Source organism: Serinicoccus sediminis (genome assembly GCF_004153545.1).
Taxonomy (GTDB): domain Bacteria; phylum Actinomycetota; class Actinomycetes; order Actinomycetales; family Dermatophilaceae; genus Ornithinicoccus; species Ornithinicoccus sediminis_A.
The window spans coordinates 192,622-214,625 of record NZ_SDVA01000004.1; the positions used below are offsets into that span (position 1 = coordinate 192,622).

Genomic DNA, 22,004 nt, shown 5'->3' on the forward strand with positions numbered 1-22,004 from the left:
GCCGACCCTGTGGACAACTTCTGCGCGCGGTCGCGGGTCGGCGGGAGGCTCTGGGGTATGAGCTTCGAGGACCTTCCCCGTGACTGGCCCGCCCGGGTGCTGGACGACCCGGTGGTGACCGCCGACGTCGTCGACCTGGTCGTCAGCGACGCCGACCGCAGCGCCGGCGCGCTGGGCTTCCTGCTGTGCCGGCCCGGCGGCACCCTGGCGCAGCCCGTGGTCGTGGGCGACCTGCGCGGCGAGGACCCGCTCGTCGTCGTCGACCGGATGGTCGAGGTCGTCGCCCACCTGCCGGACACCCCCGGCTTCGTGCTGGCGGTCGCCCGCGCCAGGGGGCTGGTGGGTGACGCCGACCGGCGCCTGCACCAGCACGCCCTGGACGCGTGCGCGGCGGCCGGTCTCACGCTGTGGGGCACCTACCTCGCCACCCACGCCGGGGTGACGCACCTGCCGGTGGCGCACGGCCTCGCGCGCCGGCACGGCGCCGCCTGACCCGCACGCACGGGCGGGAACCCGCTGGTGCCCGCTGGTTACAGTGGGAGACGTGCCCGAGCCTGACCGACGACCGCGACCCGACCGGTCCGGCAGCACCGGAGGCGGGTCACCGGCAGGCACCGGCGAGGGCCGCCGCGGGCGGGGTCGAGGCGGCCGCCCGGGTGGAGGGGCAGACCGCGCAGGGCGCGCAGGCCGCGGCGGGGGCTCAGGCCGGGGTCGGGGCGGACGTGAGGCACGGCATACCCCCTCCTCGGCCGGCATCGAGGCCCGGCGGGCTGCCGCACCGGCCCCCGGGGCGCTGCACTACCCGCCCGAGCTGCCGGTCAGCGAGCGGCGCGAGGACCTGCTGGCGGCGGTCCGCGACCACCAGGTCGTCATCGTGGCCGGCGAGACCGGGTCCGGCAAGACCACGCAGCTGCCCAAGATCTGCCTGGAGCTGGGGCGTGGCATCGAGGGCATGATCGGTCACACGCAGCCCCGTCGCATCGCCGCGCGCTCGGTCGCCGAGCGGGTGAGCGAGGAGCTGGGGGTCGAGCTCGGCACGGTGGTCGGCTACCAGGTGCGCTTCACCGACGTCTCCCGCGACGACACCCTCGTCAAGGTGATGACCGACGGCATCCTGCTGTCCGAGCTGCAGCGCGACCGCGACCTGCGGCGCTACGACACGATCATCATCGACGAGGCGCACGAGCGCAGCCTCAACATCGACTTCATCCTCGGCTACCTCAAGCAGCTGCTCCCGCGCCGCCCCGACCTCAAGGTCGTCATCACCTCCGCGACGATCGACGTCGAGCGCTTCGCCGCGTTCTTCGCCGACGCCCAGGGCGAGCCGGCCCCGGTCATCGAGGTCTCCGGCCGCACCTACCCGGTCGAGGTGCGCTACCGGCCCCTGGTGCGCGAGGGCCCGCCGCGCAAGGACGGCTCGGCGACCGAGATCGAGGTCGACCAGGTCACCGGGGTGGTCGAGGCGGTCGAGGAGCTGTGGACCGAGGCCACCGGCCGCGACGGATTGGGTGAGGACGTCCTCGTCTTCTGCTCCGGCGAGCGGGAGATCCGCGACGTCTGCGACGCGTTGACCGGGCTGGACCTGCCCGGCACCGAGGTGCTGCCGCTCTACGGCCGCCTCTCCGCCGCCGAGCAGCACCGGGTGTTCTCCCGGCACGCCGGGCGCCGCATCGTCGTGTCGACCAACGTGGCCGAGACCTCGCTCACCGTCCCCGGCATCAGGTATGTCGTGGACACCGGCACCGCGCGGATCAGCCGCTACAGCCAGCGGCTCAAGGTCCAGCGGCTGCCCATCGAGCCGATCAGCCAGGCGTCCGCCAACCAGCGCGCCGGCCGCTGCGGCCGGCTCGCCGACGGGATCGCGATCCGCCTCTACGGCGAGGACGACTTCGCCGCGCGCCCCGAGTTCACCGACCCGGCGATCCTGCGCACCAACCTCGCCAGCGTCATCCTGCAGATGACCAACCTGGGGCTGGGCGACATCGAGAGGTTCGGCTTCCTCGAGCCGCCGGACTCCCGCCAGGTCGCCGACGGGGTCCGCCTGCTCACCGAGCTGCAGGCCATCGACCCCACCGCCCCCGCGCACCTGCCGCGCCAGCGGCTCACGGCCTACGGCCGGGCGATCGTGCGCCTGCCGGTCGACCCGCGCCTGGCCCGCATGCTCATCGAGGCCGAGCGGCAGGGCGCTCTCAAGGAGGTGCTCGTCGTCGTGGCCGCGCTGTCCATCCAGGACGTGCGCGAGCGGCCCGCCGACCACCAGCAGCAGGCCGACCAGGCGCACGCCCGCTTCCGCCGGGTCGGGGGCGCCACCGGCCCGGCCCGCCGCGGCGGTCAGCGGGAGGAGGGCGAGGCGTCCGCCAAGGACGTCGTCGACAGCGACTTCCTCGTCGTGCTCAACCTGTGGCGCTACCTGCAGCAGCAGCAGAAGGACCTGTCCGGCAGCGCCTTCCGGCGGCTCTGCAAGGCCGAGTTCCTGCACTACCTGCGGGTGCGGGAGTGGCAGGACCTGCACACCCAGCTCAAGCGGGCCGCCAAGCAGCTCGGGCTGGAGGTCAACCAGCACCCGGCGGACGCCGACCAGGTGCACACCTCGTTGCTCACCGGCCTGCTGTCCAACGTCGGCATGTGGGACCGGGAGGCCCGGGCCTACCTGGGCGCGCGCAACGCCCGCTTCGTCCTGCAGCCCGGCTCGGTGCTGCACCGCCGCAACCCCGACTGGGTGATGAGCGCCGAGCTGGTCGAGACGACCCGGCTGTGGGCGCGCACCAACGCGGTCGTCGACCCCGCATGGGTCGAGCGGGCGGCGGCGCACCTGGTCAAGAGGTCCTACAGCGAGCCGCGCTGGTCGCGCTCGGCCGGGTCGGCGGTCGCCGACGAGCGGGTGACGCTGTACGGCATACCGCTCGTCGCCGGACGGACCGTCCCGTTCGCCCGCATCGACCCGGTGACCGCCCGGGACCTCTTCATCCGCCAGGGCCTCGTCGAGGAGGACTGGGAGACGCGGCACGAGTTCTTCCACGCCAACCGGCGGCTGGTCAAGGAGCTCGGCCAGCTCGAGGCGCGGGCCCGGCGGCGCGACATCCTCGTCGACGACGAGACGCTGGTGGAGTTCTACGACGCGCGGATCCCGGCCGAGGTCGTCTCCGGCGCCCACTTCGACACGTGGTGGAAGACCGCCCGGAAGCAGGACCCCGGGTTGCTCACCTTCACCGAGGAGCTGCTCGTCGGCGACGCCGGTGACCAGGTCAGCGCCCAGGACTTCCCGACCGGGTGGCGCCAGGGGGAGCTCACCCTGGGCCTGACCTATCAGTTCGAGCCCGGCGCGGACGCCGACGGCGTGACGGCGCACGTGCCGGTCGAGGTGCTCAACCAGGTCTCCGCGGACGGCTTCGACTGGCTCGTCCCCGGCATGCACGAGGAGCTGGTCACGGCGCTGGTCAAGGCGTTGCCCAAGGACGTGCGCCGCAACTTCGTCCCGGCGCCGGACCACGCGCGGGCCGCCCTGCGGGGTATGCGGGAGGCCGGCACGGTCGGCGTCGCGCCGGTGCGGGAGGCGCTCGCCGAGGAGCTGACCCGGCGCGGGCTCGTGCGGGTCTCGCCGCAGGACATGGACTGGGCCCGGGTGCCCGACCACCTGCGGATGACGTTCCGGGTGGAGCGGGCGGTGCGTCCGGGGGACGGCGGTCGGTCCCGGTCCGGAGGCGCGGACAAGGGTGGCGGTGCGGGGAAGAGCGGTGGCGCGCAGCAGGGCCAGCGCGGCGGCAAGGGCCGGCGCGGCCGGGGCCGGGTCGAGGTGCTGGGGGAGGGCAAGGACCTCGCGGTGCTGCAGGAGCGGCTCGCCGGGCAGGTGCGCAGCACCATGGCGGCCGCCGCGTCCGGGGTCGAGCGCACCGGGCTCACGGCGTGGCCGACCGACCTCGACCCGCTGCCGGAGAGCTTCAGCCGGACGGTCGGGCCGCGCACCGTGCAGGGCTTCCCGGCGCTGGTCGACACCGGGGCGGCCGTGGACGTCCGAGTGCTCGCGACCCGGTCGGAGGCCGACCGCGAGACGCTGCGCGGGGTGCGCCGCCTGCTCCTGCTGGGCACGACCCCGCCGTGGAAGCGGCTGCTGGCCCTGCTGAGCAACAGCCAGAAGCTCTCCCTCGGCCACAACCCGCACGGGTCGGTCCCGGCGCTGCTCGAGGACGCGCTCGCCGCGGCGGTGGACTCGGTGGTGGCCGAGCAGCCCGGCGCGACGGTCCGCGACCCGGCGCAGTTCGAGGCGGCGCTCACCGGGGTGCGCCAGCAGAGCGTGCCCCGGGTGCTGGAGATCGTCGAGTCGCTCGTGCCCATCCTCGACACCGCACGGGAGGTGTCGTTGCGGCTGCAGCGGCTGGACGCCCCGGCCGCCGCCGACCTCGCGACCGACCTGCGCCGTCAGCTGGACGCCCTGGTGCGGCCCGGCTTCGTGACCGAGGTCGGGTACGCCCGGCTGCCGCGGATGGTCGTCTGGCTGCGGGCGATGACCGAGCGGTTGGACAAGGGCGTGCAGGACCTGCCGCGGGACCGGCAGCGGATGGAGGAGGTGCACGTCGTCGAGCGCGACCTCGCCGACTTCCTCCAGGCGCTCCCGCCGCACCGGCGCCAGGACCCCGACGTCATGGACGTCGTCTGGTCCGTCCAGGAGCTGCGGGTCTCGCTCTTCGCCCAGCGGCTCGGCACCCCCGCCCCGGTCTCGGCCAAGCGCATCTACGCCGCGATGGACCGCGCCGAGGCCGCGACCTGACCTGACTTTCCCACCGGGCGTCGCGAATGGTTGCTTGGACCTGCACCGGGCGTCGCGAATGGTTGGCTGGGCCTGCACCGGGCGTCGCGAATGGTTGCTGGGACCTGCACCGGGGTCGCGCAGGGTGGTGAGCGCGCAGTGGTCGGCCCGTCTGGCACAGTCGGGGTATGCCTGCCACCGGCCCCAGCGACCACGACCTGTCCACCGACCCCGAGCTCGGTGACTGGCGGGTCATTCTCGGCCGGCTGCAGACCCGGCTGCTCACCGGTGACTTCGCGACCGGGGCGCGCCTGGTCGCGCGGATCGCCGACCTGGCCGACGAGCTGGACCACCACCCGGACGTCGACCTGCGCCACACGCACGTCACGGTGACGACCATCAGTCACGACGTCGGGCGGCTGACCGGCCGGGACCGCCGGCTGGCGTCGGCCATCAGCCGGCTCGCCCGGGAGGAGGGGGTCGAGGCCGCGCCGCACCAGGTCAGCGCGGTGGAGATCGCCCTCGACGTCCTCGACGGGTCCGCGGTGGAGCCGTTCTGGGCCGCCGTGCTCGGCTACGAGGCCGACGGCCAGGACCAGCTCGTGGACGCGGCGGCCAGGCTCGCGCCGATGTGGTTCCAGCAGATGGACGAGGCGCGCCCCGGGCGGGGCCGCTTCCACCTCGACATCACCGTGCCGCACGATGTCGCCCGGCAGCGGGTGGAGGCCGCCGTGGCCGCCGGGGGCCGCCTCGTCACCGACGAGTTCGCCCCGTCCTGGTGGGTGCTGGCCGACGCCGAGGGCAACGAGGTGTGCGTGTGCACGTGGCAGGGCCGCGAGGGCAGCGGCGAGCAGCCGGTATGACGTTGCGCGTGGGCCTCTCCGGCGGCATCGGCTCGGGCAAGTCGACGGTGTCGGCGCAGCTGGCGTCGCTCGGTGCCGTGGTCGTGGACGCCGACACGGTGGCCCGTGAGGTCGTCGGCCCCGGGACGCCCGGGCTGGCCCAGATCGCGGACCGCTTCGGCCCTGACGTCATCGCCGCGGACGGCAGCCTGGACCGCCCCGCCCTGGGGCAGGTCGTGTTCGGCGACGCCCGGGCCCGCCGCGACCTGGAGGGGATCACCCACCCGCTCATCCGTCGCCGGTCGCAGGAGCTCTTCGAGTCCGCCCCGGACGACGCGGTCGTGGTGCACGACGTCCCGCTGCTGGTCGAGCTGGGGATGGGCGCCGACTACGCCCTCACCGTCATCGTCGACGTGCCCGAGGAGGAGCGGCTGCGCCGGCTGGTCGAGCTGCGGGGCATGGACGAGGAGGCGGCCCGCTCACGGATCCGGGCGCAGGCCGACGACGAGCAGCGACGGGCCGCGGCCGACGTGCTCCTCGACAACGCGGGCACCCTGGACGACCTGCACGCACGCGTCAACGACCTGTGGTCCGGCCGGATCGTGCCGTTCCGTGACCACCTGGCGGACGGCATACCGGGATCGGCGGCGCCCGGGGCTGCCCGCGCCGGTGAGGGAGAACGCCTCCGCGCCCGGGTCGAGGCCGCGCTCGGGCGGCCGCTCGGCGAGGGCGTCGACCCAGACATTCTCGACGAACCAGCGGCGCGCCACGGTCTGCACCGTCGTGGCCTGCTCGTGCTGACCGGTGACGGGCAGGCCGGCGTCGACGGGAGAGCCTCAGGCGCGTCCGACGAGGTCGTCATCGCCTCGGCGGACCCGGCGTCGGCGGCGCGGCTGCGCCTCCGCGTGGGCTGACGGTCCTGCCACCGGCGCGCGTCTCACGTGTGTCCCGACCGTGCGTCCGGTGCGGCCTGGCCACGCGTCCAGTGTGTTCTGACCATGCGTCTGGTGCGGCCCGACCACGCGTCTGGTGTGTCCCGACCACGCGTCCGGTGCGGCCTGACCGTGCGTCCGGTGCGACCCTAGGACGCGTCCGGTGCGGGAGGGGGCGTGAGGCCGAGGTGCTCGGCGGCCGGCGGCGGCTCCTCGCCGAGGACGTGCTCGGCCAGGAATGCGCTGACGACCGAGTACCAGACCCTGGCGTGCTGCGGGCTCATGATCCAGTGGTTCTCCTGCGGGAAGTAGAGGAACCGGTGCGGCGTCGTGCCGTCCTCGGCCTGGGGGAGGCCGGACTGGGAGAGCAGCTCGTACCAGAGCCGCAGGCCCTCGCCGATGGGCACGCGGTAGTCCTTGTCGCCGTGGATGACGAGCACCGGGGTGACGATCTGGTCGACGAACCGGTGCGGGCTGTGGGCCGCGCTCATCTCCGGTGTCATCTCCCGCCGCCAGTAGTACGCCGCGTCGGTCGTGGGACCGAAACCGTCCAGCGCCCACAGCGAGGCGTGCGTGACGACGGCCTTGAACCGGTCGGTGTGCCCGGCCACCCAGTTGGCCATGTAGCCCCCGAACGAGCCACCCATGGCCGCCGTCCGGTCGGCGTCGATGTCAGGGCGCCCGACCGTCGCGTCGGTGACCGCCATGAGGTCGGTGTAGGGCGCGTCACCCCAGGCGCCCCAGCCGCGCTGCACGAACTCCTGGCCGTAGCCGGTGGAGAGGGCCGGGTCGGGCAGCAGCACGGCATACCCCTGCGCCGTCATCAACCAGGGGTTCCACCGCCACGTCCAGGCGTTCCAGGACCCCAGCGGACCGCCGTGGATCCACAGGAGCAGCGGGTGGCCGGCGGCGTCCGGCTCGCCCTCGGGCAGCGCCAGCCAGGCCCGCACCCGGCTGCCGTCCTCGGCGGTGGTCTCGACCTCCTCGAGCCGGCCGGGGACCTGCGGGCGCTCGGCCGGACCCGGGAGCGGGGTCACCTCGCCGGAGGCCAGGTCGAGCCGGGCCACCTCGGGCGGGAAGAGGTAGGACGAGCGCACGCCGTAGGCGGTCGCGCCGTCCGGGGAGACGACCAGGTCGCTCCACGCCGCGTCGTCGTGGGTGACCTGCTCCACGGCGCCGCTGCCGACGTCGATGCGGAAGACCGGGCGACGGCCCTCGCTGTCGGCCAGGACCAGCAGCGACGCGCCGTCCGGCGTCCACGCGACCGGCTGGGCCCACCGGTCCCAGTCGTGGGCCAGCGGGGTCAGCTCGCCGGTGGCGGTGTCCATGACGTGCAGGCGCGGGTGCGGCGGGCGGTCCGGGGCGGTCATCTCGCCGACGACGACGACCGCCCGGGTGCCGTCCGGGCTCACCGGCCCGGCGTGCGCCTCCCTCCCCTCCTGGTCCACCAGGGTGCGCAGCCCACCGGTCCCGACGTCGATCCGGGCGACGGTGGCGCGCAGCTCCGCGCGCCCCATCGGCACGTTGACGTCGACGAGCGCGAAGGTCCCGTCCGGCGCCAGCCGGGGGCTCGGCTCGTGCAGGGGCGCGTGCGGACCGCCGGTGAGCAGCCGCAGGTGCACGTCCCGGCGCTGGTCGACCGTGCCGGGCAGGTCGTCCTCGGTCTCGGTCTCGTCGTCGGGGTCCGGGCCGTCCTCGAGCGCGAAGACCTGCGGCGCGTGCGGCCCCAGGTCGTGGTCCCAGAAGCGGACGGGGTAGGAGGAGTGCAGGATCGCGTCGACCTTGGCCTTGGTGCGCCCCTCGTGCAGCGTCCTGTGCTCGGCCTCGCTCGACGCCCCGGGCAGCAGGCCGGCGACCACGAGGGTGCGCTCGGCGTCCCGCGCGCAGGCCACCCCGGACACCCCACCGGGCCGCTGCAGGACGACCCGGGCCTCGCCCCCGTGCGCGGGGATCTGCCACAGGGCCGCCGACGGCTCCCCCTCGTCACCGCCGTCCGGGTCGGGGCGGGCCGAGGTGAAGTAGAGGTCGCCGGTGGCGCTGAACGCGGCCCCGGTCTCGCCCTTGGCGCTGCGGGTGATGCGGTATGCCGCCCGCTCACCGGCGGGGTCCAGCTCCCACAGCGCGGAGACGTAACCGGTGCCCGCCCGGTTGAGCGTGGACACCGAGGTCACCAGCCTGCTCCCGTCCGCGCTGAGGGCCAGCCCGGAGACCCGGGGCAGCGCGACGTAGTGGGACAGGTCGTGGAAGGGGGTCGCCGGCGACGTCATACCTCCGTTCCTATCATCTGGGTCCGACACCCCCACCACCCGTCCCGGCGACCTCCGTCGTCACGGAATCACCCACCGGGTCGGCGCGTTGAGAGGGCAGACCAGAGAGGAGACACCGTGACGACGCACTCGCCACTGTTCACGCTGGAGGCCGACGCCGCCCGCCAGCCCCAGCCAGCCCCGCTGCTGCTGGTGTCGCTGGAGGGTTTCCTCGACGCCGGTCAGGTGCGGTCCACGCTCGCCGAGCACCTGCTCGACACCCTCGAGCACGAGGTGGTGGCCACCTTCGACGTGGACGAGCTGGTGGACTACCGCTCGCGCCGGCCGCTCATGACCTTCGACTCCGACCACTACACCGACTACGACGACCCCTCCCTGGTCCTGTACCGCGTCGTCGACGCCGCCGGGGAGCCGTTCCTGCTCCTGCACGGCATCGAGCCGGACTACCGCTGGGAGGCGTTCGTCGACGCGGTCCGCCAGCTGGGGCTCGCCTTCGGGGTGCGCCGCATGGTCAGCGCGCACGGCATCCCGATGGCCGTCCCGCACACCCGGCCGGTGGGCACCACCCGCTTCGCCAGCGACAACAGCGTGCTGGGCGACTACACGCCGCTCTTCGGCCAGGTGCGCATCCCGTCCAGCGCGGACTCCCTGCTGCACCTGCGCCTCGCCGAGTCCGGGCTGCTGACCATGGGCGTGGCCGTCCACGTGCCGCACTACCTCGCCGAGACGCAGTTCGGTGACGCGGTGGTGGCGGCGGCGGACGCCATCATGGACCTCAGCGGGCTCGTGCTGCCGACCGCCGACCTGGTGGCGATGGCGGGGCTGACCCGGGGCCGGATCGAGGAGGAGCTGGCCACCAACGACGAGGCTCGCGAGGTCGTCGAGGGGCTGGAGAAGAGGTACGACCACTTCGTCGAGGGCCAGCGGCGCCGGAGCCTGCTGGCGGCCGAGGTGGCCAACCTGCCCAGCGCCGAGGAGATCGGTGCGCAGTTCGAGGCGTTCCTGCGCGACCCGGACTCGGTCGACGAGGACGACGGCGGCGACGACGAGGGTCCGACGCCGCCGGCCGAGGATCAGGACGGCGGCGGAAGGTCGTAGCGGGGGCCGGTGGGTGCATCGGTCGCGGTCGTGCGGGCCCGGCTGCCGCCGGGTGCGGCGGTATGCCGCAGCGCCGGCGTGTAGGCACCGGGGTCCGGGCCGCGCTCGACGGTCTCGCGACGGCGGGCCAGCAGGGCCAGGGCGCCGCAGGCCAGCCCCAGGGGGAGCAGCAGCAGGCCGAGGGTGAGGCCGGTGCCGCCGCGCAGGCCGGTGGGGGCCGTGGCCGGACCGTACGGCCCGGCGTAGAGCGCGTCCGCCATGTCGCAGACCAGCGCCCCCGTGCTGCCGGCCTGGCCGGGCCCCGTGCGCGCGACCTCGTGGAAGTCCTGCCCCGCGACCCGGGTGGTGAAGTCCTGCTCCGGGCGCAGCAGCAGCGTGTCGCCCACCGTGCAGGCGGTCCTCTCCCGGGTCTGCGGCGACCGCGACCAGACCGACATGCCCTCCGGCGGCACGCTCACGTGCTGCCCGGGGACCACCCCGACCATGTCGGGGTCGTCGCGACCCGCGGTGCCGACGACCCCGAGGCCCAGCAGCACCAGACCGACGAGGCACAGCAGGGCGGCCAGGGGCCAGAGCAGCCCGGCTCCGGCCGTCCGCCGGCGTGACGTCATACCGCGCAACCTAACCCACCGCGTGTCAGGATGAGCGCGATGCTGAGCCCCGAGAAGAGGAGAGACGCCGTGGCTGGACCTGAGTCCGACGTGGCCGTGAAGCCCGACCCCGAGCTGGAGGAGGGCGGCCGGCTGGATGCCCTGGCGAACGCCTTCATCGGCAAGCTGCTGGACTTCGGCGTGGACGGCATCGGTCCGTTGCAGTCCTCCAGCGAGGTCCTGGCCCGGGTGCGGCGCAAGCACGGCGACGACCGTGACCAGGTGGTCGACGCCATCGTCTCCGAGCACATCCGCAAGGGTGCGGTCGGCGGTTTCGTCACCGGCGTGGGGGGCATCTTCACCATGCCGGTGGCCATCCCGGTCAACGTGCTCGAGTTCTACACCTTCGCCACCCGCATGGTCGCCGCCATCGCCGAGGAGCGGGGCTACGACGTGAGCAGCCGGTCCACCCGGTCCGCCGTCCTGCTCTCGCTCGTGGGTGCGGACGCGGACGAGCTCATGCGCAAGGCCGGGGTCACCACGGCCATGGGGATGACCGGGTCCGGGCGGCTGGCCAGGCTGGCGACGTCCCGGATGCCCAAGGCCGCGGCCATGATGGTCAACAAGGCCGTCGGGTTCCGGCTGCTGACGGCCGTCGGTGGGCGGGCCCTGGGCCGGGTCGTCCGTTTCGTCCCGGTGGCGGGGGGCGTCATCGGTGCCGGGCTGGACGGCTACCTCATGAAGCGCATCGCCGACCACGCGCGCCGCGAGTTCACCGACCGGCAGGCGGACGCCTCCGCCGGCTGAGGGTTATCCACAGATCGCGAGCGGGTCCGCCACGGCGGGCCCGCTCGCGGCACGCTGGGGGTATGACCGACCACGAGCCCGGGGGGCGCTCGCCGGAGCCCGACCTCCCCGACACCACGTCCACCACCGACACCACGTCCACCACCGCCGCTGGCGCGGCGTCCACCGATACCGCGGGCACCGCTGACGCGGTCTGCACCCCCGCCCCGGCGCAGGACCCTCCGCTGCGGCTCGCCGGTGCCGGCCAGATGCTGGCCGTCCTGCCGCACCTGCTCGGCTACCGCCTGGAGCGCAGCCTCGTCGTCGTGGTGACCGCCCTGCGGCCGCGCTCCTCGCTGGGCGAGCTGGTCTTCACCGGGAGGATCGACCTGCCGGCGACCCACCACCTGGACGCCGCCCTGGGCACCCTGGGCTTCTCGGTGAAGCAGACGGTGGACTCGGCCCCGGGGGTCACCCTGCTGACGGTCGTCGGCTACGACCTGCCCGCGCGACCGGACGGCGAGGTCGACGACGACGCGGTGACCGCCCTGCTGGAGGCGTCCCGTCGGTTGGCCGACGCGACCGGGAGCCACGTGCACGATCTCCTGATCGTCCGGGGTGTCCGCGACGGCCGCGAGCTGTGCCCGGTGGTCTCCGGGGGAGACGACGCCACCGAGGGTGGGTGTCGCTGGGAGCCCGTGCCCCCTGCCCGGGACGTGCCCGCGGCGGCGGACCTCGTCCTGCACGGCCGCTCGGTGCTGCCGTCGCGGTCGGCGGTCGCCGACGTGGTGCGGCGGCGCGACGAGGCCGCGACCGGAGCCACCGAGGTGGCCCTGAGCCTGCTCGACCTCGCCCCCGACCGGATGGACCACCCCGCGGCGCTGCAGGCCTTCGCCGACTGGGTCCACCGCGGCACCGCGCCGACGGCCCGTGAGCGGGCCTGCATCGCCCTGGTGCTGCACGACCGGTGGGTGCGCGACGCCGTGCTGGCGCGCTGGCTGCCCGACCTCGACTGGGTCGCGGACGTGCCGCTCCCGGAGGACCTCGGCGCGGTGGCCCGGCAGCTCCGGCCGTGGCCCACCACGGCATACCAGGAGGGGCTGGACCGGTTGCTCACCCTCGTGTCGCAGGTGCCCCGCGACCTCGGGGGCCCGCTGCTCACGCTCGCAGCGATGGTCGCCTGGACGCGGGGGGACGGGACCGTCGCCAACGAGGCCTGCGACCTGGCCCTGGAGGTCGACCCCGGCTCCCGGCTGGCGGGTCTGCTCCGCCGGGCGCTCGAGGTCGGGCTGCGCCCGCCCCGGCCCGCGGGCGTGCGGCGAGCCGACCGACGCGCCGGGGGGCGACCGGGCGGGCGACCGGCGGCCTGAGGTGTAGCCTCGCGGCAAGTCTCGTCACGCAGGAGGGCGCCGCCCATGTCGATCATCGTTGGCTACATCCCCACCCGCGAGGGCAGGGCGGCGCTCGTCGCCGCCCGCACCGAGGCGCTGCTGCGCAAGGTGAAGCTCATCGTGGTGAACTCGCACCGGGGTGGCCGCGACTTCGACGCGGGGGAGGCGCGGCGCTTCGAGGAGGAGCTGGCCGCGGTGGGCGAGGAGCTGGACGGCGCGGGCGTGGAGCACGAGGTGCGGGCGCTGGCCAGGGGCAACGAGCCGGCCGAGGACCTCATCGAGGTGGCCGCGGACACCGACGCCCACCTCATCGTCATCGGGCTGCGCCGCCGCACGCCCATCGGCAAGCTCATCCTCGGTTCCAACGCCCAGCGGATCCTCCTCGAGGCGCAGTGCCCGGTGCTGGCGGTCAAGGCCGGCGAGGGCGACTGAGCCGTCCGTGGGGCCCGTCCTCCGGGCCGTCGCGGGTGTCCGCGCAGGTCTGCACCGCCCCGGGGAATGTGCGGAGGGGGGTGCAGGTTTTATAATGGTATGAGCCGCGTGCCGCACCCGGCACCGATCTCCACTTCTTGAGCCGTGTCGGGTTCCGTCATGCCCGCTGCGCCACACCTGCTGCCTCAGAGAGAGTTGGTCCACCCCGTGACAGCCAGGACGACCCGCACGAGCACCCCCGAGCTCCCGCCTGCCTTCGAGCACGAGGCGCTGCGCGCCCTGCTCATGACCGGGACGGAGCAGGGCTACGTCGAGGCCGAGCAGGTCAAGTCGGCCCTGGAGGCCGCGGACGTCACCTCCGCCGCGACCCAGAAGAAGGTGCTCCGGGTCTTCAGCGACCAGGCCATCGAGGTGCGCGCCGAGCCCGCCCCCGCCCGCAAGCGGGCCACCCGATCGACGAAGAGCTCTGCCAAGAGCACGACGGCGGCCCAGGGCGCCTCGACGAAGGCGGGCACGGGTTCCACGACCAAGAGAACGTCGTCCCCGTCCGCCGCGAAGACGTCCACCACCAAGAAGGCCACGACGCCGGCGACGAAGACCTCGTCCGCGTCGAAGACCTCGACCACCGGCAAGGCCGCGGCGCCCAAGGCGGGCACCACCCGTGCCGCCTCGGCCGCGACCACCCCCACGGAGCCGGCCGCCGCGCCGGCCAAGGGACGGGGCCGCAAGAAGAAGGACGTCGTCGACGAGATCGTCGAGGCGCCCTCGCCCGAGGACGTCGAGGCGGAGGAGCTCGAGGAGGTCGAGGAGGCCCCCGAGACCCCGGAGGTCGCCAAGCCCAAGACCCCCGCCACCAAGGGCGACGAGGACAGCTTCACCCTGTCCACCGCCGACGACGACGACGCCCCCGCTCAGCAGGTCGTCACCGCGGGCGCCACCGCGGACCCGGTCAAGGACTACCTCAAGCAGATCGGCAAGGTGGCGCTGCTCAACGCCGAGCAGGAGGTCGAGCTCGCCAAGCGCATCGAGGCCGGGCTGTTCGCCGAGGAGAAGCTCAACTCCGGCGAGAAGATCGAGGCCAAGCTCAAGCGCGAGCTGTGGTGGATCTCCAACGACGGCAAGAACGCCAAGAACCACCTGCTCGAGGCCAACCTGCGGCTGGTCGTCTCCCTGGCCAAGCGCTACACCGGCCGCGGCATGCTCTTCCTGGACCTCATCCAGGAGGGCAACCTCGGCCTCATCCGCGCGGTGGAGAAGTTCGACTACACCAAGGGCTACAAGTTCTCGACCTACGCCACGTGGTGGATCCGGCAGGCCATCACCCGGGCCATGGCCGACCAGGCCCGCACCATCCGCATCCCGGTGCACATGGTCGAGGTCATCAACAAGCTGGCCCGCGTCCAGCGGCAGATGCTGCAGGACCTCGGCCGCGAGCCCACCCCCGAGGAGCTCGCCGCCGAGCTGGACATGACGCCCGAGAAGGTCGTCGAGGTCCAGAAGTACGGCCGGGAGCCCATCTCGCTGCACACCCCGCTGGGCGAGGACGGCGACAGCGAGTTCGGCGACCTCATCGAGGACTCCGAGGCGGTCGTGCCCGCGGACGCCGTGTCCTTCACCCTGCTCCAGGAGCAGCTGCACTCCGTCCTCGACACGCTCTCCGAGCGTGAGGCGGGCGTGGTGTCGATGCGCTTCGGGCTCTCCGACGGTCAGCCGAAGACGCTGGACGAGATCGGCAAGGTCTACGGCGTCACCCGCGAGCGGATCCGCCAGATCGAGTCCAAGACGATGTCCAAGCTGCGCCACCCCTCGCGCTCGCAGGTCCTGCGCGACTACCTGGACTGAGCCCGTCCCCACGAGCCCGACCATCCGGCGACCTGCCGGGCGGTCGGGCTCGTCGCGTCACCGGCGTCGGTCCGGCAGCGGTGCGCTCCGGACGTCCTGGAGCGACCGCGCCGACGCCATACCAGGACCCGTGTCGCTTGCGCGCGCATCCTTCGCTGTCGCCACGTAGCCTCGCCGGGGTCATAGTCGACCGATGTGAAGGACTGATGTGTATGCGCACCGTACGTCGCACCACCGCCGCGAGCGGACTCCTCCTGGCAGGTTCGCTCCTGGTCGCGTCCCCGGCCAGCGCCGACCACGGCTACGACCTGAACTGCGCCGACTTCGCCACCCAGGCGGAGGCGCAGGGGCACTTCCTGGCGCACGCGGACGACCCCGACGGCCTGGACGCCGACGACGACGGGATCGCCTGCGAGACCTACTTCGGCGGGGGCAGCGCCACCGTCCCGTCGGGGGAGGAGGACCAGATGGCCGCCATGCCCCAGGGCGGTGTGGCCACGGGCGGGGGCCCCACGGCGGGACCCGAGAACCTCGGCCTCATCGCCGCGGGCGGCCTGGCCGTCCTGGTGGGGACCGGTGGGTTGGTCGTGGCCCGACGCCAGGCCCGGTGACCTAGCAGGACCGCACGACGTCGCCCCCGCTCCGCAGGACGGAGCGGGGGCGCCGACGTGTCCAGCCCCGGGGAAGGCTGCGCGGCCTCAGTTGCGCTGGCCCTGGCCCGACGACTCGCGCCACTGCCGCTCGAAGGGCAGCCGCCAGGTGAAGGGGGTGATGAGCTGGTGGATCTGGTTGGGCCCCCAGGACCCCTTCTGGTAGGGCCGCACCACGGGCGGGTTGTCCAGCAGCGGCTGGCTGATCTCCCACAGCCGCTCGATGCCGGACGCGGTGACGAAGAGCGTGCGGTCGCCGCGGGCCGCGTCGTAGATGAGCCGCTCGTAGGCCTCGAGCACGCTGCCGGCCCAGTCGGTGTCCTGCATGGAGAACTGCATCGACAGCTTGTCCAGCTTCATCCCCGGCCCGGGCCGCTTGCCGTAGAAGCTCAACGACATCCGGGCCCGGTCGGCCAGGTCGAAGGTCAGGTGGTCCGGCCCGTGGTCGCCCACCCCCGACCCGGGCGGGAACATCGACTGCGGCGGCTCCCGGAACGCGATGGAGATGATGCGGGCGCCCTCGGCCAGCTGCTTGCCGGTCCGGAGGTAGAACGGCACGCCGGCCCAGCGCCAGTTGTCGACGAAGCACTTGAGCGCCACGAAGGTCTCGGTCTGGCTCTCGTCGCTGACGCCGCTCTCGTCGCGGTAGCCGACGTACTGGCCGCGGACGACGTCGCTGGATTCCAGCGGCAGCATCGACCGGAAGACCTTGTTCTTCTCCCGGCTGATCGCCTTGGGCTCCAGCGACGTGGGCGGCTCCATGGCGGTGAACGCCAGGATCTGGAACAGGTGGGTGACCACCATGTCGCGGTAGGCGCCGGTCTGCTCGTAGAAGTCGCCCCGCTGCGACAACCCCAGGGTCTCGGGCACGTCGATCTGGATGTGGTCGATGTGGTTGCGGTGCCAGATCGGCTCGAACAGCCCGTTGGCGAACCGGAAGGCCAGGATGTTCTGCGCCGGCTCCTTGCCCAGGAAGTGGTCGATGCGGAAGATCTGGTCCTCGTCGAACACCTCGTGGAGCCGCCCGTTGAGCTCGACGGCCGAGGCGTAGTCGGTGCCGAACGGCTTCTCCATGATGATCCGGCTGCGCTCGACCAGCCCGGCCGAGGCGATGGTGCCGACCGCCTTCAGCGCCGCCCTCGGGGGCACCGACAGGTAGTGCAACCGCAGCGGCTCACCGCCCCCGAGCTGCTCCTCGCTGCGGTCCACCGCCGAGCGCAGCGCGTCCGGCCCGGCCGAGCCGGGCACGTAGTCCAGGTGCTGGGCGAAGTCGCGCAGGTCGGAGTTCTCGGCCTCGCGCACGCTGAACTCCTTGACCGCCTCCAGCGCCAGGTCGCGGAACTCGTCCGCCGACAGGTCGTCGAGCGAGGTTCCGACGACCCGCAGGTCGTCGACGAGCCCGGAGAGGAAGAGGTGCAGCACGCCCGGGATGAGCTTGCGGCGGGCCAGGTCGCCGGTGGCACCGAAGAGGACGACGGTCAGTGGGGCGGTCATGGGTCACCACTCTGTCGTCTCCCGCTGCCCGACGCCACCCCGGGCCCGGGACGGCGGTGCCGGGGCCGGTCAGCGGCGCAGCAGACGACGCGCGCCCTCGCGCAGCCCCGCGACGCCGCTGCCGGGCAGCAGCACGGCGTTGACCCGCTGGTTCCAGGGAGAGGTATGCCGTACCTCGTCGACCACGGTGCGCACGTCGTCGCCCATCCGGTCCGCCTCGTCCTCGCCCAGGGTGCCGGGTGCGGCATACCGGGCGCGCTCGAGGGTGGCCACCGCGCGACCGAGCGCCCGGTCGCCGGACTCCTCCATCGTCGTGCCGCCCAGGTAGTGCCGGCGCATGCTGCGCGGGCTGCGCTCCGGGGGAGTGCTCACCCCCAGGTCGCTCAGCGAGCGGGTGAGCCGCTGCCACTCGCCCTCGACCCGCTCGGACGCGGTGGTGGCCGCCCGCACCCCGGCCTCCCGGTGCCGTCGGCCCGCCCAGGGCAGGACCGTCGCCAGCGCCCCGAGGAGCAGCAGCGCGAGCAGCGTGCGCAGCACCGTGGGCAGCAGGTCGCCGAGCCGGTCGAGCAGCGTCGGGTCGGCCGGGGCCGGCGCCGCCGTGGGCTCGGGCGTCGGGGTGAGCTCCTGCGGCACCTCCGAGGTGCTGGGGGCGGCGTCCCCCTCGTCGGTCGACCGCGCGTAGGCCGGCGGCGTGCCCGCCCGGACACCGGGGGTCGGCTCGAAGCGGGTCCACCCCAGGCCGTCGATCCACAGCTCGGGCCAGGTGTGCGCGTCGGCCGCGACGACCTGGCGGGTGCCGTCCTCCTGGGTGGTGCCGGGGAGGAAGCCGACCGCCATCCGCGCCGGGATGCCCTCGTGGCGCGCCATCATGACCATGGCGGTCGCGAACTGCACGCAGTACCCCTGGCGGGTCTCCAGGAAGCCGCCGATGGGGTCGTCGGCCCCCGCCTCGGCCGGGGGCTCGAGCTCCAGGGAGTACTCGTAGCCGCCGTCGGTGCGCAGGTGGGACTGGATGAGCACCGCGGTCTGCAGGGCGTTGTCCTCGTCACCGACGACCTCCTCGACGAGCGCGGCGACCTGGTCACGGGACACCTCGTCCACGGCCAGCAGGTCCTCGTCGAACTGCTCGGCCAGCGCCGGCTGCTCGCCGACCCCGGCCGGCAGCGCGCCGCCGGGGTCCAGGGTGAGGTAGGTCGCGTCGTACTGCTCGGGCTGCCCCTGGAGGACGACGGTGGCGTCCCGCGGGTCGTAGCGGTATCCGGCGCCGTCCAGCTGCAGCCCGGTGAGCAGCGGGGGCACCGCGAGGTGCGGCGGCTCGAGCTCGTTGTCGAGGACCTGGAACTCGGCCTCCCCGGCCGGCACGTCCTCGCCCAGACCCGGGGGGTCCGGGATCGGCGCGTCCTGCGGCAGCAGCGCCGAGGTGAGGCGTTCGGGGGCCACCCACCGACCGTCCTCGAAGCGCTCGGTGGCGGTGACCCGCAACGGCGGCTGGCTGATGGCGGTGGTGCGGTAGGTCAGGACCGGCGCGCGGGACTGGTTGCGCAGGTCCTGCCCCGGGTCCATGGTCTCGGTGAAGGCCACGTCGCCCGCGTCGGCGTCGACGTCGCGGGCCTCGGGGTTGCGGGCCAGCCCGTCGCCGAAGAAGGTCGGCGGCAGGTGCGGCAGGAAGGACGCGCCCAGGACCGCCGCCACCACGGTCAGGGCACCGACCACCTGCGCCAGACCGCGGTAGCTGCGCGGCCCCTCGGACACGTCGCCCGCGCCGCGGGACTCGCGCCGGCCCGCCGAGGGCCACGACAGGCTCAGCCGCCGCCCCTGCTGGGCGAGCATGAGCAGCCACATGACGAGCACCGCGGCGAAGTACCACGGCTCCATCGCCTGCCCGGTGTTGGACACCGAGACCAGGAAGCCGGCGACGAGCGGTATGCCGGCGCTCGCCGGCGCGCGCCCGGTCACCCCCATCGAGTCGACGGAGACCGCGGTCAGGGTGAGGACGGCCACGACGAGGAAGGAGACCCCCTGCGTGGTGGGGGCGGGCGCGGCATACGTCTGCAGCACGGTGCCCGCCTGCGCGAGCAGGGCTCCGACGAGCTCGATCGTCTCCCGGGTCGGGAGGACGCCCCGCCACAGGGTCTCGCGCAGGTAGATGACCGCCAGGCCGGCCAGGCCGAGCACGAGCTGCCCCAGCGCGACCAGGGTCGGGGGGACGTCGAGGGAGCGCAGCACGGCTCCTCCGAGCGCCACGAGCACGACCATCGTCACCGCCGGGGCCAGCCAGCTGCCCTCGCGCAGCAGGTCGGTGAGCGGCCACGCGACGGACAGCGTCGCCAGGGCCGCGACGAGCCCCTCGGCCCACAGGCCGCGGCTCACCCAGTCGCGCTCGTCGTGCCTCACGCCGACCTCCCGACCGCGGTCGCGCGCAGCGAGGTCCAGGCCTCGGGGATGCCGGTGTGCGGCCCCACCGTCACCGTGCGCCACCCCGCGTCGGCGAGGACCCCGGTCGGGGCGTCCGGGGCGGCGGTGCCACCGAAGCGCGCCGGGTCCAGGACGAAGGCCAGGGCGCGGGAGCCGGGCTGGCGGATCGACGCGAGGGTGCGCAGCTCGTGCTCGTCGTGCGCCACCACGGCCGTGACGAGCAGCACCCCGCCGGAGGTGAAGGAGGAGGCGGCCGCCGAGAGCCGGTCGAGCCGCGCGTCGGTCTCCGGCTGCACCCGCGCGAGCGCGTCCATCGCCGGGCCCAGCTCGACGGGATGCTGCACGCTGCCGTCCCGCAGCGCGGCGTCGGTGAGGAGGTGGACGACGAACCCGTCCGCGACGAGGTGCCGCGTCACCGACGCGAGCGCGCTGACCGCCCACTCGTAGGACGGGCGCAGGCCGGAGCCGGGGTGGGCTTGCGCCCGGGAGTCGAGGAGCAGCACGGCCCGGCGGCGCGCGGGACGGTCCTCCTGGCGGACCATGAGCTCCCCGCGGTGCGCCGTGGCCGGCCAGTGGACGCGGCGCAGCTCGTCGCCGTCGCGGTAGGTCCGGATGCTGACGTCGTCCTCGCCGTGCAGGGCGATCATCTGCGGCATCTCGCCCTCGCTGCCGCGCGAGCTGCCCCGCATCCGGTCCTCGCCCAGGCTCACGACCCGGGGCAGGACGAGCAGCTCGGTGCGCAAGGACAGCTGCAGGGTGCGGAAGGTCAGGCCGAAGGGGTCGCGCTGGCGCAGGACGATGGGGCCGAGCGCGTAGGCCCCGCGGTGCCGGGAGCGGACGGTGTAGCGCAGGCGGCGCTCCTCGCCGGTGACCATGCGCGGCAGGATGTAACGCGGACGCTCACCCAGCTGGTAGTCCACGTGCTCCTCGGCGAGGTAGACCGCCGACCGCGGCCCCAGGTTGCGGAAGCGCACCTCGACCTCCCCGCGCTCCTCCGGGACCAGCCGTGGCGGGTCCACCTCCCTGGCCACGGTCATCCGCGGGGCGCGTCGGGGCATGAGCAGCAGCACGAGCACCGGCAGCGCGACGAGGGCGAGACCGATGCGGGTGACGTCCTCGTAGCCCAGCACGACGCCGGCGAAGGCCATGAGCAGACCCAGGACGAGGAACGCCTTGCCGCGCGTCGTCAGCGCTCCCCAGGGGCCGGTGCCAGGCGTCATCGGGGGTGGTCCGGCCTCATCGTCCGGAGGGGACGCTGGTGCGCTCGACCAGGTCTCGGACGATGTCGGCGGTGCCGCGGTGGGCGAGCGAGGCCTCCCCGGTCGGCAGGACCCGGTGGGCGAGGACGGGCACCGCCATTGCCTGCACGTCCTCGGGCAGGACGTGGTCGCGTCCGGCCAGCGCCGCGTGGGCGCGGGCCGCCCGCAGCAGCTGCAGGCCGGCCCGGGGAGAGGCGCCCAGGCGCAGCATCCGGTGGCTGCGGGAGGCCGACATGAGCTCGACGACGTACTGGCGCAGCGCGGTCGAGATGTGCAGGCCGCGCACGTTGTCGATCTGGCGCTCCACGTCGGCCGCCGTGGTGACGGGCGTCAGCCGGTCCAGCGGGCTCACCGAGCCGTGCGACTCCAGCATGGTCATCTCCGAGCTCGCGGAGGGGTAGCCCATGGAGATCCGGGCCATGAAGCGGTCGCGCTGCGCCTCGGGCAGCGGGTAGGTGCCCTCCATCTCGATGGGGTTCTGGGTGGCCATGACGAGGAAGGGGCGGGGCAGCGGGTAGGTCTGCCCGTCGACCGTGACCTGTCGCTCCTCCATCGACTCCAGCAGCGCGGACTGCGTCTTGGGCGAGGCCCGGTTGATCTCGTCGCCGACGACGACGTTGGCGAAGATGGCGCCTCGGCGGAACTCGAACTCGCGGGAGTCCTGGTTGAAGACGCTGACCCCGGTGATGTCGCTGGGGAGCAGGTCGGGGGTGAACTGCACCCGGCTGACCCGGCAGTCGATGGCCCGGGCCAGCGCCTTGGCCAGCATGGTCTTGCCGACCCCCGGCACGTCCTCGACGAGCAGGTGCCCCTCGGCCAGGAGCGCGGTCACCGCGGTGGCGACCGCCTCGTCCTTGCCCTCGATGACGGTGGCGATGGCGCGGTGCACCGCACCGGCCACGGACTTGACCGCCTCCAGGTCGACGGTGTCGGGCGCGGACGGGATGACAGACATGACCCGATCTTGCCAAACGTCGCGCCGGGCCGCGCCGTGGTCCCGCCCTCACCACACCCCGGGCGTCTTCCCCCACTTCTCCCCACCCCCGCCTCGGGAGAGGGGGACCAGGGGCTGCGGCAGGGGCCGGACTGGTCGGGTCGACAGTCTGACCTGCGGTGATGCGGCACAGCCTGCTGGCGCACGTCGGGGGTGTGCTTCCGGGCCACCCCTGGGTGCGAGATCACCCCCCACCTCGCCCCACCGGGGCTGACCTGCGAGGACGAGGAAGATCATGCGAAGATGACCGCGGTTTGCTGGTCCAGGT

The 22,004-nt window shown here is 73.9% G+C and carries 16 protein-coding genes; 10 read left to right on the forward strand and 6 right to left on the reverse strand.

All coding sequences use genetic code 11. The features are described from left to right. Positions 1-57: 57 nt before the first annotated feature. The 4 genes from EUS26_RS05775 to coaE all read left to right on the forward strand — a co-directional run bounded on the left by EUS26_RS05775 (position 58) and on the right by coaE (position 6,500). Positions 58-492, forward strand: a complete 435-nt coding sequence (locus EUS26_RS05775) for a hypothetical protein (protein WP_130012231.1) — start codon at positions 58-60, stop codon at positions 490-492. Positions 493-544: 52 nt separating this feature from the next. After that, the gene (gene hrpA / locus EUS26_RS05780) at positions 545-4,765 is read left to right on the forward strand and encodes an ATP-dependent RNA helicase HrpA (RefSeq protein ID WP_238148819.1); all 4,221 of its coding nucleotides are present in this window, start codon (positions 545-547) and stop codon (positions 4,763-4,765) included. A 167-nt stretch (positions 4,766-4,932) separates the two neighbouring features. Next, positions 4,933-5,607 carry a VOC family protein gene (locus EUS26_RS05785; protein ID WP_130012232.1) on the forward strand — a complete coding sequence of 225 codons (675 nt, stop codon included), beginning with the start codon at positions 4,933-4,935 and terminating at the stop codon, positions 5,605-5,607. Then, entirely contained in the window at positions 5,604-6,500 is an 897-nt protein-coding gene (gene coaE, locus EUS26_RS05790) for a dephospho-CoA kinase (RefSeq protein ID WP_130012233.1), read from the forward strand. The genes EUS26_RS05785 and coaE overlap by 4 nt, the downstream gene beginning before the upstream one ends. Positions 6,501-6,667: 167 nt before the next feature. Here coaE and EUS26_RS05795 read toward each other — a convergent pair whose 3' ends face one another. Beyond that, positions 6,668-8,785, reverse strand: coding sequence for a prolyl oligopeptidase family serine peptidase (locus tag EUS26_RS05795; protein ID WP_130012234.1), 2,118 nt, complete (start codon positions 8,783-8,785; stop codon positions 6,668-6,670). A 117-nt stretch (positions 8,786-8,902) separates the two neighbouring features. Here EUS26_RS05795 and EUS26_RS05800 point away from each other — a divergent pair, with 117 nt between their 5' ends. Beyond that, positions 8,903-9,883 (forward strand): PAC2 family protein, encoded by a 981-nt coding sequence (locus EUS26_RS05800; RefSeq protein ID WP_130012235.1) that lies wholly within the window; start codon positions 8,903-8,905, stop codon positions 9,881-9,883. Here EUS26_RS05800 and EUS26_RS05805 read toward each other — a convergent pair. Further along, positions 9,859-10,494 carry a hypothetical protein gene (locus tag EUS26_RS05805; RefSeq protein ID WP_130012236.1) on the reverse strand — a complete coding sequence of 212 codons (636 nt, stop codon included), beginning with the start codon at positions 10,492-10,494 and terminating at the stop codon, positions 9,859-9,861. The genes EUS26_RS05800 and EUS26_RS05805 overlap by 25 nt on opposite strands. Positions 10,495-10,563: 69 nt before the next feature. Here EUS26_RS05805 and EUS26_RS05810 point away from each other — a divergent pair, with 69 nt between their 5' ends. The 5 genes from EUS26_RS05810 to EUS26_RS05830 all read left to right on the forward strand — a co-directional run bounded on the left by EUS26_RS05810 (position 10,564) and on the right by EUS26_RS05830 (position 15,535). Beyond that, positions 10,564-11,280: an EcsC family protein gene (locus tag EUS26_RS05810; protein ID WP_238148820.1), complete on the forward strand. Its 717-nt coding sequence runs from the start codon at positions 10,564-10,566 to the stop codon at positions 11,278-11,280. A 62-nt stretch (positions 11,281-11,342) separates the two neighbouring features. Beyond that, positions 11,343-12,629, forward strand: a complete 1,287-nt coding sequence (locus EUS26_RS05815; RefSeq protein WP_130012238.1) for a DUF4192 domain-containing protein — start codon at positions 11,343-11,345, stop codon at positions 12,627-12,629. A gap of 45 nt (positions 12,630-12,674) precedes the next feature. Beyond that, positions 12,675-13,082, forward strand: a complete 408-nt coding sequence (locus tag EUS26_RS05820) for a universal stress protein (protein WP_130012239.1) — start codon at positions 12,675-12,677, stop codon at positions 13,080-13,082. 207 nt (positions 13,083-13,289) lie between these two features. Then, entirely contained in the window at positions 13,290-14,924 is a 1,635-nt protein-coding gene (locus EUS26_RS05825) for an RNA polymerase sigma factor (protein WP_420329990.1), read from the forward strand. A gap of 212 nt (positions 14,925-15,136) precedes the next feature. After that, complete coding sequence (locus tag EUS26_RS05830; protein WP_130012241.1) at positions 15,137-15,535, forward strand: excalibur calcium-binding domain-containing protein; 399 nt, start codon at positions 15,137-15,139, stop codon at positions 15,533-15,535. Between the two features lie 87 nt (positions 15,536-15,622). Here the strand turns inward: EUS26_RS05830 and zwf are convergent, their stop codons facing one another. The 4 genes from zwf to EUS26_RS05850 all read right to left on the reverse strand — a co-directional run bounded on the left by zwf (position 15,623) and on the right by EUS26_RS05850 (position 21,697). Then, entirely contained in the window at positions 15,623-17,068 is a 1,446-nt protein-coding gene (zwf, locus tag EUS26_RS05835) for a glucose-6-phosphate dehydrogenase (RefSeq protein ID WP_130012242.1), read from the reverse strand. A 69-nt stretch (positions 17,069-17,137) separates the two neighbouring features. Next, complete coding sequence (locus EUS26_RS05840) at positions 17,138-19,462, reverse strand: transglutaminase TgpA family protein (RefSeq protein WP_130012243.1); 2,325 nt, start codon at positions 19,460-19,462, stop codon at positions 17,138-17,140. Then, positions 19,459-20,703 carry a DUF58 domain-containing protein gene (locus EUS26_RS05845; RefSeq protein ID WP_130012244.1) on the reverse strand — a complete coding sequence of 415 codons (1,245 nt, stop codon included), beginning with the start codon at positions 20,701-20,703 and terminating at the stop codon, positions 19,459-19,461. The genes EUS26_RS05840 and EUS26_RS05845 overlap by 4 nt, the downstream gene beginning before the upstream one ends. A gap of 16 nt (positions 20,704-20,719) precedes the next feature. After that, positions 20,720-21,697 carry an AAA family ATPase gene (locus EUS26_RS05850; RefSeq protein ID WP_130012245.1) on the reverse strand — a complete coding sequence of 326 codons (978 nt, stop codon included), beginning with the start codon at positions 21,695-21,697 and terminating at the stop codon, positions 20,720-20,722. Positions 21,698-22,004 lie beyond the last annotated feature (307 nt).